Origin of the sequence: Methylobacterium sp. E-065 (assembly GCF_022829605.1) — a bacterium.
In the GTDB taxonomy this organism is placed as follows: Bacteria; Pseudomonadota; Alphaproteobacteria; order Rhizobiales; family Beijerinckiaceae; genus Methylobacterium.
This window is the reverse complement of the sequence record NZ_JAKSYD010000303.1, coordinates 41,351-54,632: the sequence shown is the minus strand read 5'-3', so window position 1 is coordinate 54,632 and position 13,282 is coordinate 41,351. Positions and strand designations below refer to the sequence as shown.

Annotated in this window: 12 protein-coding genes and 1 pseudogene; 8 read left to right on the top strand and 5 right to left on the bottom strand. The window is 68.0% G+C overall.

The window, feature by feature from the left end; genetic code table 11:
- Window positions 1–116 precede the first annotated feature (116 nt).
- Window positions 117–1,292 (top strand): amidinotransferase, encoded by a 1,176-nt coding sequence (locus MKK84_RS35250; RefSeq protein ID WP_243927700.1) that lies wholly within the window; start codon window positions 117–119, stop codon window positions 1,290–1,292.
- Between the two features lie 224 nt (window positions 1,293–1,516).
- On the opposite strand, the gene MKK84_RS35245 is transcribed toward MKK84_RS35250, so the two are convergent.
- Both MKK84_RS35245 and MKK84_RS35240 read right to left on the bottom strand, forming a co-directional pair.
- Entirely contained in the window at window positions 1,517–2,527 is a 1,011-nt protein-coding gene (locus MKK84_RS35245; protein ID WP_243927698.1) for an alpha/beta fold hydrolase, read from the bottom strand.
- 132 nt (window positions 2,528–2,659) lie between these two features.
- On the bottom strand, window positions 2,660–3,445 hold the full coding sequence (locus MKK84_RS35240; RefSeq protein WP_243927697.1) for an FkbM family methyltransferase: 786 nt from the start codon (window positions 3,443–3,445) through the stop codon (window positions 2,660–2,662).
- Window positions 3,446–3,878: 433 nt separating this feature from the next.
- Here MKK84_RS35240 and MKK84_RS35235 point away from each other — a divergent pair, with 433 nt between their 5' ends.
- Both MKK84_RS35235 and kdsA read left to right on the top strand, forming a co-directional pair.
- Entirely contained in the window at window positions 3,879–4,268 is a 390-nt protein-coding gene (locus MKK84_RS35235; RefSeq protein WP_243927695.1) for a hypothetical protein, read from the top strand.
- A gap of 9 nt (window positions 4,269–4,277) precedes the next feature.
- Window positions 4,278–5,132 (top strand): 3-deoxy-8-phosphooctulonate synthase, encoded by an 855-nt coding sequence (kdsA, locus tag MKK84_RS35230; RefSeq protein WP_243927693.1) that lies wholly within the window; start codon window positions 4,278–4,280, stop codon window positions 5,130–5,132.
- A 111-nt stretch (window positions 5,133–5,243) separates the two neighbouring features.
- Here the strand turns inward: kdsA and MKK84_RS35225 are convergent.
- Window positions 5,244–5,915 (bottom strand): annotated as a pseudogene (locus MKK84_RS35225) (class I SAM-dependent methyltransferase); the annotation flags it as partial.
- A 326-nt stretch (window positions 5,916–6,241) separates the two neighbouring features.
- Between MKK84_RS35225 and MKK84_RS35220 the strand changes: the two are divergent.
- On the top strand, window positions 6,242–6,583 hold the full coding sequence (locus tag MKK84_RS35220) for a hypothetical protein (RefSeq protein WP_243927689.1): 342 nt from the start codon (window positions 6,242–6,244) through the stop codon (window positions 6,581–6,583).
- 75 nt (window positions 6,584–6,658) lie between these two features.
- On the opposite strand, the gene queF is transcribed toward MKK84_RS35220, so the two are convergent.
- Window positions 6,659–7,111, bottom strand: coding sequence for a preQ(1) synthase (gene queF, locus MKK84_RS35215; RefSeq protein ID WP_243927687.1), 453 nt, complete (start codon window positions 7,109–7,111; stop codon window positions 6,659–6,661).
- A 295-nt stretch (window positions 7,112–7,406) separates the two neighbouring features.
- Between queF and eno the strand changes: the two genes are divergently transcribed.
- Window positions 7,407–8,696, top strand: coding sequence for a phosphopyruvate hydratase (gene eno / locus MKK84_RS35210; protein WP_243927685.1), 1,290 nt, complete (start codon window positions 7,407–7,409; stop codon window positions 8,694–8,696).
- 265 nt (window positions 8,697–8,961) lie between these two features.
- On the opposite strand, the gene MKK84_RS35205 is transcribed toward eno, so the two are convergent.
- Window positions 8,962–10,143 carry an adenylate/guanylate cyclase domain-containing protein gene (locus MKK84_RS35205; RefSeq protein WP_243927683.1) on the bottom strand — a complete coding sequence of 394 codons (1,182 nt, stop codon included), beginning with the start codon at window positions 10,141–10,143 and terminating at the stop codon, window positions 8,962–8,964.
- A gap of 82 nt (window positions 10,144–10,225) precedes the next feature.
- Here MKK84_RS35205 and MKK84_RS35200 point away from each other — a divergent pair, with 82 nt between their 5' ends.
- From MKK84_RS35200 to MKK84_RS35190, 3 genes are all read left to right on the top strand, one after another.
- Entirely contained in the window at window positions 10,226–10,537 is a 312-nt protein-coding gene (locus tag MKK84_RS35200; protein ID WP_243927681.1) for an FtsB family cell division protein, read from the top strand.
- Between the two features lie 138 nt (window positions 10,538–10,675).
- On the top strand, window positions 10,676–11,752 hold the full coding sequence (gene pdhA / locus MKK84_RS35195) for a pyruvate dehydrogenase (acetyl-transferring) E1 component subunit alpha (RefSeq protein WP_243927679.1): 1,077 nt from the start codon (window positions 10,676–10,678) through the stop codon (window positions 11,750–11,752).
- Between the two features lie 58 nt (window positions 11,753–11,810).
- Entirely contained in the window at window positions 11,811–13,253 is a 1,443-nt protein-coding gene (locus tag MKK84_RS35190; RefSeq protein ID WP_243927677.1) for a pyruvate dehydrogenase complex E1 component subunit beta, read from the top strand.
- Window positions 13,254–13,282: the final 29 nt, after the last annotated feature.

Here is a 13,282-nt window from a genome sequence, read left to right as displayed (position 1 = left end):
TTGCAGCACGGATGAGCGCTGTCTATCACCCGTTTAACACACCGGGGGCCAAAGCGGCGGCGGCGCAAGAGCGCCTGCGTAGAAGGCCGCGGCACGTCGCAGAAGGGGCACACGTCATGGAGCGCGAATCACCGATCACGGCCCTCGAGGCCGTGAGCGAGGACACGCATGCCGGCCATTATGCGGGTGGAGCGGCGCCGGGCGTGCCGGCCCCGCACTCCCCCGTGATGGCGTGGAACGAGTGGGATCCGCTGGAGGAGGTGATCGTCGGCTCGCTCGACGGCGCCACGATCCCGACCCACCACCTGACGGTGATCTTCAATCTGCCGCGCGCCGCGCAGCCGTTCTACCGGCTGGCGAGCGGCTGGAAGTATCCGGGGTTCATGAAGAAGCTGGCGCAAGCCGAGCTCGACAACTTCATCACCATCCTGGCCGGCGAGGGCGTGAAGGTCCGCCGCCCCGACACGGTAGACTTCTCCAAGAAGTTCAAGGCGCCGCGCTGGTCCTCCCGGGGCTTCTGCGTGGCCTGCCCGCGCGACCCGTACCTCGTCATCGGCGACGAGATCATCGAGAGCCCGATGTGCTGGCGCTCGCGCTACTTCGAAGGCGACGCCTACCGGTCTCTGTTCAAGGAGTATTTCCGCGCCGGCGCCCGTTGGACCTCGGCGCCGCGTCCGCAGTTGACCGACGACCTCTACAACTACGATTACCGGGTGCCGAACCTGAAGGCCGGCGAACCCATGCAGTTCACGGTCAACGAGTTCGAGCCGGTCTTCGACGCCGCCGACTTCGTCCGCTGCGGCCGCGACCTGTTCGTCACCCGCTCGAACGTGACCAACCTGATGGGCATCGAGTGGCTGCGCCGCCACCTCGGCCCGGGCTTCCGTATCCACGAGATCGAGAGCCGCTGCCCCCAGCCGATGCACATCGACTCGTCGTTCATGCCGCTGGCCCCCGGCAAGGTGCTGGTGAACCCGGACTACGTCGACGTCGAGAAGCTGCCGGCCGTGCTCAAGAAGTGGGACGTGCTGATCGCCCCGCGCCCCGACCCGGTCGAGGGCTTCATGAGCAAGATCTCGATGTGCTCGCCCTGGACCTCGATCAACGTGCTCGCGATCACCGAGAAGAAGATCGTCGTCGACCAGAGCCAGCCGACGCTGATCAAGGCGCTGAAGGATTGGGGCTTCGATCCGATCCCGGCGCCGTTCCTGAGCTATGGCCCGTTCGGCGGCTCGTTCCACTGCGCGACCCTCGACGTGCGCCGCCGGGGTGTGCTGAAGTCGTATTTTTGATAGTCGCGAAAGCCTAACACCACGGCAGAACTCTCCTCCCCCTTGCGGGGAGGAGTTGGAGGTGGGGGTGGGGCAGAAGGCACCGCTGCGTTCGATCCTGAACCACCCTCACCCCTGCCCCTCCCCACAAGGGGGAGGGAAAAGCGCCTTGTTTTTGAAGACCTTGGCGCCAAATCAAGGCGCTCGGATCCGCCAAACCGGATCAGGGAAGGGGCCATCCGCGCTCACCGCGCCGCGATCCCCTCGATCAGCGCCTTGTTGAAGCCCTCCGGGTCGGACATCTGCGGCGCGTGGCCTAGGTTTGGAAATTCGACGAGCCGAGCACCCGGGATCGCCTGCGCGGCCGCCCGGCCCAATTCGGCATAGTGGCCGAGACTCGCCCGCACCTCCGGCGGGGCGAGGTCCTTGCCGATCGCCGTGTTGTCCTTCTGGCCGATCATCAGCAGCGTCGGCACCGCGATCTGCGGGAACCGGTAGACCACCGGCTCGGTGACGATCATGTCGTAGACGAGCGCCGAATCCCAGGCGACCGCCTCCTTGCCGGGCCCGCTGTTGAGGCCGGCCAGCATGGTCACCCACGGCTCGTAGCGGGGCTCCCATTGGCCCGCGTAATAGGTCCCGGTTTCGTAGGCGCGGATCGATTCCGCCGAAGTCTTCAGCTCCCGCTGATACCACTGCGCCAGGGAGATCGGCGGCAGGCCCTTGGCGCTCCAGTCCTCCAAGCCGACGGGATTGACCAGCACGAGCTGCTCCACCGCCTTCGGGTAGAGCAGGGCGTAGTGGGCGGCCAGCATGCCGCCGGTCGAGTGGCCGACCAGGATCGGGCGCTCGACCCCGAGTTGCTCCAGCAGCGCGTGCGTGTTCTCGGCGAGTTGCCGGAAGGTGAACTGATAGGCCGCCGGCTTGCTCGATTTGCAGAAGCCGATCTGATCGGGCGCGATCACCCGGTAGCCGGCCGCGCTGAGCGCGCGGATCTGGCTCTCCCAGGTGGCGGCGCAGAAGTTCTTGCCGTGGAGCAGCACAGCGGTCCGGCCGTTCAGCGTCCCGGCCGGCACGTCAAGATAGGCCATCTGGAGCGTTTGGCGCTGTGACGGGAAGGTGAAGCGCTTGACCGGGAAGGGATAGTCGAACCCTTCCAGCTCCGGTCCGAAGGCCGGGGTGGCGACACGGTCCGCCGTCGCCGCGCCGGCAGAGGCCAGCGCGAGGAGCGCGGCGGCGAGGATGGGTCGGAGCATGGTCGCGTCGGAGCCTCGTATGCCAGCGGCGTCAGGCGCCGCGCCGCCGGCACAGATCGGGCATCCGGAGGGCGCTGTCCATGCTGCGGGCCCGGTGCGTCAGCGACCGGGCCCGGGCAGCGCGGAGTAACCTCAGGCCGCGGCCGGCTGCGCCACGGCAGCCTGATCGCGCTTGGTGTACCAAGCGTCGGACATGGAGAACGACGCGAACCGGCGCTCGTACCCCTTCCGCGCCATAAGTTCGGCGAGCGCTTCGTTCTGCTGCGGATCGGTATTCGCGACGCAGAGCAGCGTCACATCGTGTTCGGCGAAATCGAAGGACTTCAGAAGGTCGAGCGTATCCTCCTCGGCGTTGATGCTCAGGAAGTCGATCGTGCGCGGCGCATCCGCCGCCTGCAGAAGGCTGCGCAGCGTGATGGTGTCGACCTCGTACCGCTTTCCACCCCGCCGCGTGCCCGCTGCCGGAGCAGTCCCGGCCGACGCATCTTCGGCACTGTCCGGGTCGTTGAACAGGATCTTCAAGCCATCGTCGGTGTAGATGAACTTGTTCGTGACGTAGCAGGTCCGGTCGGCGCGCAGCTTCTCGTGCCGGCTGCGTGCCGGTTCCGCGATCGCACCCTGCCAGCCATAGAGTTTCTCAAGCAGGCGCGTGGTGCTGGCACCCCGATTGTCCGCGGCACCGAACTCGACGAAATAACCGTTCCGCTTCTCACCGAGTTCGAACAGGGCCCAGAGATCCTGAAGGAGCGGCGCACTGGAGAGCGCCGCGCGCCGGGCCGCGAAGGTGAGGAAGTCGATCGCTTCGGCGTGAGCCTCCTGGCCCGGACCGACGAGCTTCTTGATCTCCGCGATCGATCCTTCGAGCGTGTCTCGAACACTCAAGACCGACCTGAAGACGATTCCAAGCTCATTTTCCACGATTAACTCCTCTACATACGCGTCCGAGCGATCGGTCCGTCGCAGATCCCCGGAACCTTCCGGGCCGACATTCATCGATCAGCGTGGCATTCTGCCTGTCCCGCTCAGGCCCCCGCACCGGACGACCGGCCGATTGACGGAACTAGGCAAGAACAATCCAACCCGGATGAATTCGCCACATACAATACAGTGCCCATATTGGGAATAAACCAACGTCATTCTGCACGTATCGAAAGATAAGATCGATACAAGTAAAGAACAACGCGGACTATTTTACCCTTCTTACGGCCGAGCCTGGGATGAGCTTTTGCAAAGGATTTGGAACGAGTCAATGACACGAACCACAAAAACGATCTTAACGCTTGCTATCCTGACCGGCCTCAGCACAGCTCCGGTCCTTGCCGCGGATGCGTGCGATAGCCTGGCCGCCCGGGTGATCCACGACACCGGCGCTTCGCTCGCCGGCCGGGCCGGCCCCTACGCGGTGTTCCGCGCCGAGGATGCGGAGCGGATGAGCCTCGATTGCCGGGCGCCCGCGCGGATCACCGTGGCCTCCCGGGATCGGGAGCCGTCTCAGGCCTATTTCATCCTGGTCGGCCGCGCGGCCCAGGCCCTGGCCGGGGCGGATCCCGCCGCCGCCGAGGTGCTGGCGCTCAAGCTGCATCAGGCCAGCCTCCTGGCCAACGCCCCGCGCCGCGGCAGCTCCGGTCGCGCGTCGATGCTGTGCGAGATCGGCCCACGGACCGATGGCCTCCGGGAGGATCTCACGGTCTGCCGGGTCGCGCCTCGCACCGGGCTTTCGCGGATCCGCCGTGCGGGCTAGACCGCACCCATGTCGAATCCCGAACACCCCGGTCCCGTCGTCCAGGTGGGCCAAGCGCGCTTCGCCAACCACTTGCCGCTCGCGCTGATCGCAGGCCCGTGCCAGCTGGAGGGGCGAAACCACGCCCTGGAGATCGCCGCTGCCCTCAAGGAGATGACGGCGCGTGCCGGGATCGGGCTCGTCTTCAAAACCTCGTTCGACAAGGCCAACCGCACCTCGGGCAGCGCCGCCCGCGGCGTCGGCCTGGACGAGGCGCTGCCGGTCTTCGCGGAGATCCGCGAATCCCTGGGCCTGCCGGTGCTGACCGACGTGCACGCGGCCGAGCATTGCGCCCGGGCCGCCGAGGCGGTGGACGTGCTCCAGATCCCGGCCTTCCTGTGCCGCCAGACCGACCTGCTCCTGGCGGCGGCCGCGACTGGCCGGGCGGTCAACATCAAGAAAGGCCAGTTCCTAGCGCCCTGGGACATGAAGCACGTGGCCGCCAAGGTCACGGAGGCCGGCAATCCCAATGTCATCGTCACCGAGCGAGGCGCCTCGTTCGGCTACAACACCCTGGTCTCCGACATGCGCAGCCTGCCGATCATGGCGCAGGTGACGGGCGGCGCGCCGGTGGTGTTCGACGCGACCCATTCCGTGCAGCAGCCGGGCGGCCAGGGCGCGAGCTCCGGCGGCCAGCGCGAATTCGTCGCCGTGCTGGCCCGGGCCGCCGTGGCGGTGGGGGTGGCGGGGGTGTTCATCGAGACCCATCCCGACCCCGACCGGGCGCCCTCCGACGGCCCCAACATGGTGGCGCTGAAAGACCTGCCGGCGCTGCTCGCCGAACTCATCGCCTTCGATAAGCTGGCCAAGAGCCGCGTCGCGTAGATGGGGTTTCCAAAGGGCGAGCCCTTTGGTGGGTTGTCAGGGCAAAGCCTTGACTGAGTTCCAAGGCTCCGCCCTGGACCCGCGAAAGGGCTCGCCCTTTCGAAACCCCGATCAGGGGCGCGCCAGCACCTGGATCCGCAGGGGTTGGACGAGACCGTAGCGGCCATCCGCCTCGCGTTCCGCCGCAGCCTCAAATGCCGCCTCCACGACGGGGCGCCGGGCCTCGACCGTTGCCGCGCGGGCGGGGTCCACGGCGCAGACCCGCGCCAGGAAGGCATCGAGGGACGCGAAGCTCTCCCGCCGCTCGACCGTGACGTCGCGGCGGCATGCAAACGTGCCGCCGGACAGGGCTGCCGCGATCGCGTCCTGGGCGGCCGCGCGCACCGCAGTTTCGTCCTCGATGGGCTGCAGGGCGTCGAAGAAACTGCCCACCGCGAGCGGTTCCACCACCACGAGCGACCCGCCCGGGACGAGCACGCGCGCCGCCTCGACGAGGGCGGCGGTAGGGTCGGGCACGTGGTGCAGGGCGTTGAGCAGGACGGCCCCGTCGAAACTGGCATCGGGGAAGGGTAGGGCTTCGCCCGAGGCGGCCTCGAACCGCGCCTCCGGGACCGCGGCCCGGGCTTGCGCAAGCGCCGCATCGCCCGGGTCGATGCCGGTCACCGCAGCACCATCCTCACTCAGGCGTTTCGCGAGCGTTCCGCCGCCACACCCGATGTCGAGGATCCGCTTGCGGGACAGCGGCGCGAAGGTCTCGCGGATCAGGGTCAGGGCATCCATGCGGTCAGTCCTCCAGGGCTGCCATCATAGGGCGGCACGGGGCGGAGGCGATCTCGACGTGCTTCGAGCAGAGGCGGCCCCTACGCCGCGGGATGGCGACCCGATTGGGCCGAGATGCGCGCGCATCGGAATATTTTCGCAAGGTTTCGGATCGGACGCTCCTCAGAACGGCAAGCAGCGCCGTACGGCCGAGGCATCGCGCATGATGAACCGCGGTTCATAAAACTGACTGTGTGCGGAGCCGCACGCCAAGACCTGTGAGAACTTGGAACTGTCCCGCGGTGGCTACGTTATTGGGCAGGTTCGATCGAGGATCGAGAAGGAACATCATGCGCAAGATCGGTATCATCGCCACCGCCGCCGCTCTGGCCCTCGGCAGCGTTGCCGCCACGTCCAGCGCCGAGGCACGTCCCTACGGCTACCATGGCGGCTACGGCGGCTACGGTCACGGCGGCTACTACCGCGGCGGCCGTCGCGGCATCGGCACCGGCGCCGCCATCGGCCTCGGCATCGCCGGCCTTGCGGCTGGCGCGATCGCCGCCGGCGCGGCCCGTGACAGCTACTACGGTGGCGGCTACGGCTACGCCCCGTCCTATGGCTACGGCTACGCGCCCGTCTACGGCGGCGGCTACGCGGCTCCGGGCTACGGCTACTATGGCTACGGCTACTGAGATCCAGTAACCGTCAGTGAAGGGGCGACCGGCGCAAGCCGGTCGCCCTTTTCGTTTGGCGGGATCCGTCGCCCATCACCGGCCGCGATAGGGCGGGACTCCGGGATCGGGCAGCCACGCGTTCTTGGGCAAATCGCCCGTCTGCCAGAACACGTCGATCGGGATGCCGCCGCGGGGATACCAGAACCCGCCAATGCGCAGGTAGCGTGGCTCCAGAAGGTCGCGCAGCCGCTTGCCGATCGCCACCGTGCAATCCTCGTGGAACGCGCCGTGGTTGCGGAACGCGCCCAGATAGAGCTTCAGCGACTTCGACTCCACCAGCCAGTCCCCCGGCACATAATCGATCACCAGGATGGCGAAGTCCGGCTGGCCGGTGACGGGGCAGATCGAGGTGAATTCGGGCGCGGTGAAGCGGGCTACGTAGTCTGTATCGGCGTGCGGGTTCGGGACCCGGTCGAGCCGCGCCTCCTCGGGGGAGGTCGGGAAGGGCGTCGGCTGGCCGAGTTGGAGCGTCTCAGGTGCGGTCATGTGAGCGGTATAGATCTGGAGAGTTCCAGATTCAAAAGGGCTGAGCCCTTTTGCGGGTCCAGGGCAGAGCCCAGGTCCATTGGGGGCTCTGCCCCCAAGCCCCGGCCAAAGGGCTGGCCCTTTGGGATCCCCTTAGTTGATCGCTGTCCAGTTCGGGCTGTCACGACACGTGCACAGGCACGGCCTACGGCGGTGCTTGCCGCCGAACGCGGCTTGACGGATAAGCCGCCGCGATGCGCCGCACCCCGAATCGGGGCTGCCGCCGCCGACAAGCGGCCCCGCGAGAGGACGTTCCATGACCGCGATCACCAATATCAGCGCCCGCGAGATCCTCGACAGCCGCGGTAATCCCACGGTCGAGGTCGACGTCATCCTAGAGGATGGCTCGTTCGGCCGTGCCGCGGTCCCCTCGGGCGCCTCCACGGGCGCCCACGAGGCGGTGGAGCTGCGCGACGGCGACACGAACCGCTTCCTCGGCAAGGGTGTGCTGAAGGCGGTCGAGGCGGCACAGACCGAGATCCTCGACGCGATCGGCGGCATGGAGGCCGAGGAACAGGTCGCGATCGACGAGGCGATGATCGAGCTCGACGGCACGCCCAACAAGGCGCGGCTCGGCGCGAACGCGATCCTGGGCGTGTCCCTGGCGGTGGCGAAGGCCGCGGCCGAGGCCTCCGGCCTGCCGCTCTACCGCTACGTCGGCGGCGTGCAGGGCCGGGTGCTGCCGGTGCCGATGATGAACATCATCAACGGCGGCGCGCATGCCGACAACCCGATCGACTTCCAGGAATTCATGATCATGCCGGTGGGCGCCGATTCGCTCGCCGAGGCCGTGCGCATGGGCTCCGAGGTGTTCCACACCCTCAAGAGCAAGCTGAAGAAGGCCGGCCACAACACCAATGTCGGCGATGAGGGCGGTTTCGCCCCGAATCTTCCGTCCGCTGAGGCCGCCCTCGATTTCGTGATGGACGCGATCAGCGCCGCCGGCTTCAAGCCCGGCCAGGACATGGCGCTCGCCCTCGACTGCGCCGCCACCGAGTTCTTCAAGAACGGCGCCTACGCGTACGAGGGCGAGGGCACGAGCCGGACCATCGAGGCGCAGGTCGACTACCTCGCCCAGCTCGTCGACGCCTACCCGATCGTCTCGATCGAGGACGGCATGTCGGAGGACGACTGGGCCGGCTGGAAGCTGCTGACCGAGAAGATCGGCGATCGCTGCCAGCTCGTGGGCGACGACCTGTTCGTCACCAATGTCGAGCGCCTGTCCCGCGGCATCGCGGAGGGTACGGCGAACTCGATCCTGATCAAGGTCAACCAGATCGGCACGCTCACCGAGACCCTGGCGGCGGTCGATATGGCCCAGCGCGCCGGCTACACCGCGGTGATGTCGCACCGCTCCGGCGAGACCGAGGATTCGACCATCGCCGACCTCGCGGTCGCCACCAATTGCGGGCAGATCAAGACCGGCTCGCTCGCCCGCTCGGACAGATTGGCCAAGTACAACCAGCTGATCCGCATCGAGGAGGGCCTCGGCCCGCAGGCGCTCTACGCCGGCCCGTCGGCGCTGAAGCAGCTCGCCCGCCGCTGAAGCCGCGCAGGCCCGCCTCGCCTGAGCGAGGCGGGCCATTCCTGTCACGAACCGGACCCTTTTCCCGGACAGGTGAAGCGTCAGCGGAACCTGATCCGGGAGCCAGCACAAGAACAGGCCGCGACCGCGGCACTTGTTAATCCAGACGGACGCTTCGTGACCTTCCGTGCTGGATCCCGGGACACATTCCGCTGGCGCTGCATGCGCCCGGGAAAAGGGCGGCGCCTCGAGCCATCCGTGCGGCGCTCTATGAGAAGGCCGGCTTTCACGCCCCCGGCACGCTCCAGACTCGCATCGGCCGCGACAGGCCCCGCAACTCGATCGTCCCGACCGGCTCCAGCCGCCGCGCGCACCGCTCGGCAAAGGCATCCGACACCAGGAGTTCGTGGCCGAGCGCCGCGCATTGGCTCTCGATCCGGCTGGCCTCGTTGACCGCCCGCCCGATGATCGTGAAGTCGAGCCGCCGCGCGGTGCCGACATTGCCGTAGATCACCGTTCCGAAATGCACGACGCACTCGGCCGGCAGTTCGGGCAGCCCGGCCGCGCGGCGGCGGACATTGAGCGCCGCATTGGCCGCGAGTCCCTCGGTCGCGGCATCGAGGGCGCCGCCGCAGACCGGGCAGGGGAGGGCGCCGGTGTCCGGCACCGGGAAGATCGCCAGGAACCCGTCCCCCAGGAACTTCAGGATCTCGCCCCCGTGCTGCTCCACCGGGTCGCCGAGGGCGTCGAAATGCTCGTTGAGCCAGGTGACCATGTCGGCCGGATCCACCCGGTCGGCCAGGGCCGTGAAGCCGCGCAGGTCGGTCAGCAGGATGGCGGCCGGCACGGCGCGTCCCTCGCCCCGCCGGATCTGGCCGTCGAGGACGCGCTCGGCGGTTGAGCGGCCGAGATAGGTGGCCGACACCTCGCGGAAGGTGTGGGCCAAGCCCATCTTGGCGATCGCCAGGGTCAGGAACGGCAGCACGTCCGCAATGGCCGACAGGTGCGCGTCGGTGAAGCCGGCGGCCTCGCGGGTGCAGAACGAGACCGCGATGCCCTGGAGCGCCGTGCCGGGGGCGAACGCGACGATGTGCAGGACGTAGTCGACCCCGCCCTGCGCCCCCAGCGCCTTCAGGACCGGAAAGTCCGCCTCCAGCTCGGGGGCGTCGAGGCGCCAGCGGCCGAACGTCTCGCCGGTCTCCACCAGGGCGTAGACCGGGCTGAGAAGCCAGTCGCTCTCCTCGTCGGCGCCGTGGGCATTGGCCACGAACGACATCCCCTCACCCGCGTGCCAGTTGAGGCTGACGCCGCGCAGCATCGGGTCCAGGGCCGGCGCCATGACGCTGACCCGCCAGACCGGGATGCCGGCCTCGACCAGCGACTCGCAGAAGCCGGAGAGCAGAGTGTCGTGGTCGTCGGTCGCCGTGGCGTGTTCGGCGATCCAGCGCCTCAGATGCGTCAGGTCCATCCCTCAGGCTCGCCCTCTGTTCGTGCCGGTCGCGGTGCGTGATCGAAGAGATCCGTTAACCTTTCCGCGCGAGGGTCACGCCATGGTCGTGCGCCGCCGAGTCAGAATGGTTGTGTTGCCGCTGGGTCTCTGGACCCTGTCGGCGCTCGTGGTCGGTTATTTCGTGTGGCAGGCCGAGAGCGGCAACCGCGGCCTTGAGGCCAAGAAGGTCCTCAAGATCCGCGCCTACCAGCTCACCCAGGAACTCAACGCCGTGAAGGCCGAGCGGGCGACCTGGGAGCACCGGGTGGCGCTCCTCAAGAGCGATCAGATCGACCGCGATCTTCTGGAGGAGCGCGCGCGGATCGTGCTCGGGCGGGTTCACGCCAACGACGTGGTGATCATCACGCCCTGATTGCCCACATCAAAGTATTCCTTAGTCCCCGCGATCCTCTGACAAGAGCGGCCTCCTGTCAGAGCGGTGACCCTCGCTTTCCCTTCGTCGCTGTCCTACACCCCCACGAAGTCGCGTGGAATCACGGGGAGAGCGCCGATGGATGCCGCCAAGGAGCCCGCCAAGGACGCCTCGTCCGGGTCATCGCAGGCCGGAAGTCCTCAGGCCGCCGAGTCGCACAAGCCGGCGGCGCCCAACATGCCGCAATTCACCCGCGAGGAAGACCTCCACGCCTACCACGAGATGCTGCTGATCCGGCGCTTCGAGGAGAAGGCCGGCCAGCTCTACGGCATGGGCCTGATCGGCGGCTTCTGCCACCTGTATATCGGCCAGGAAGCCGTGGTGATCGGCATGCAGATGGCCTCGGTCGACGGCGACCAGGTCATCACCGGCTACCGCGACCACGGTCACATGCTGGCCTGCGGCATGGACCCGAAGGGCGTCATGGCCGAGCTGACCGGACGCCGCGGCGGCTACAGCCGCGGGAAGGGCGGCTCGATGCACATGTTCAGCCGCGAGAAGCAGTTCTTCGGCGGCCACGGCATCGTCGGCGCCCAGGTCTCGCTCGGCACCGGCCTCGCTTTCGCCGACCATTACCGGGAGAACGGCAAGGTCAGCCTGACCTATATGGGCGACGGCGCCGCCAACCAGGGCCAGGTCTACGAGAGCTTCAACATGGCGGCTCTGTGGAAGCTGCCGGTTGTCTACGTGATCGAGAACAACCGCTACGCCATGGGCACCTCGGTGGCCCGGGCCTCGGCGCAGACCGACTTCTCGAAGCGCGGCCTCTCCTTCGGCATCCCGGGCGAGCAGGTCGACGGCATGGATGTCCGCACGGTCCGCGAGGCCGCCGGCCGGGCGATCGAGCACGCCCGCACCGGCCAGGGCCCGTACATCCTGGAGATGCAGACCTACCGCTACCGCGGCCATTCCATGTCCGATCCGGCCAAGTACCGGACTAAGGACGAGGTCTCGAAGATGCGCGACGAGCACGACCCGATCGAGATGGTGCGCAAGCGCCTGCTCGAATTGCATGGGGTTCCAGAGGCCGATCTGAAGGCGACCGACGCCAAGGTCCGCGAGACCGTCAACGCCTCGGCCGAGTTCGCCACCAACGACCCCGAGCCCGATCCGTCCGAGCTCTGGACCGACATCCTGCTGGACGCGCACGCCTGAGCGCGTCGCCGACGACGCTGGCCGCCCCCCTATCGAGACGACGACCGCAGAGCTGAGCATGGCGACCGACATCCTGATGCCCGCCCTCTCCCCGACCATGGAGGAGGGCAAGCTCGCCAAGTGGCTGAAGAAAGAGGGCGATCCGATCAAGTCCGGCGACGTGCTGGCCGAGATCGAGACCGACAAGGCCACCATGGAGGTGGAGGCGATCGACGAGGGCGTGCTCGCCAAGATCCTGATCGCGGAGGGCACCGAGGGTGTCGCGGTCAACACGCCGATCGCCATCATCGCCGGCGAGGGCGAGGATCCGGCGAGCGTCCAGTCGGGCGGGGCGCCGAAGCCCAACGGCGCCGGCGGCCATCCGGCCCCGACCCCCGACATGCAGGCCGAGGGCATGGCCGACACGGCCGCCCCGGCGTCGAAGACCAGCGACGACGCCCCGCGGGCGCCGGCGGCGCCGGCCGTCATCACCAACAAGGCCGACGAGCCGGTGATGGAGGAATTCCCGGCCGGCACGCCGATGGTCACCACCACGGTGCGCGAGGCCCTGCGCGACGCCATGGCGGAGGAGATGCGCCGCGACGGCGACGTGTTCGTGATGGGCGAGGAGGTCGCCGAGTACCAGGGCGCCTACAAGATCACCCAGAATTTGCTGCAGGAGTTCGGCGCCAAGCGCGTGGTCGACACCCCGATCACCGAGCACGGATTCGCCGGCATCGGCGTCGGCGCGGCGCTTGCCGGCCTGAAGCCGATCATCGAGTTCATGACCTTCAACTTCGCCATGCAGGCGATCGACCACATCATCAATTCGGCGGCCAAGACCCTGTACATGTCGGGCGGCCAGCTCGGCTGCCCGATCGTGTTCCGCGGACCCAACGGCGCCGCCGCCCGGGTCGGCGCCCAGCACAGCCACGATTACGCCGCGTGGTACTCCAACGTGCCGGGCCTGAAGGTGATCGCGCCCTACACGGCATCGGACGCCAAGGGCCTGCTCAAGGCCGCGATCCGCGATCCGAACCCGGTGATCTTCCTCGAGAACGAGATCCTGTACGGCCAGTCCTTCCCGGTGCCGCAGCTCGACGATTTCGTGCTGCCGATCGGCAAGGCGCGGATCCACCGCCCCGGCACGGACGTGACCATCGTGTCGTTCGCCATCGGCATGACCTACGCGCTCAAGGCCGCCCAGATCCTGGCCGAGCAGGGGATCGAGGCCGAGGTGATCGACCTGCGCACGATCCGCCCGATGGATTCCGAGACGGTGGTCCGGTCGGTGAAGAAGACCGGCCGCTGCATCACCGTGGAGGAGGGGTTCCCGCAATCGGGCATCGGCGCCGAGATCGTCGCCCGCCTGATGGTCGATGCCTTCGACTACCTCGACGCCCCGGTCCTGCGCATCACCGGCAAGGACGTGCCGATGCCCTACGCGGCCAACCTCGAGAAGCTGGCCCTGCCGAACGTGGCCGAGGTCGTCGAGGCGGCCAAGAGCGTCTGCTACAAGTGACCGGTGCGTGGGCGGGCCTGGTCCCGCCC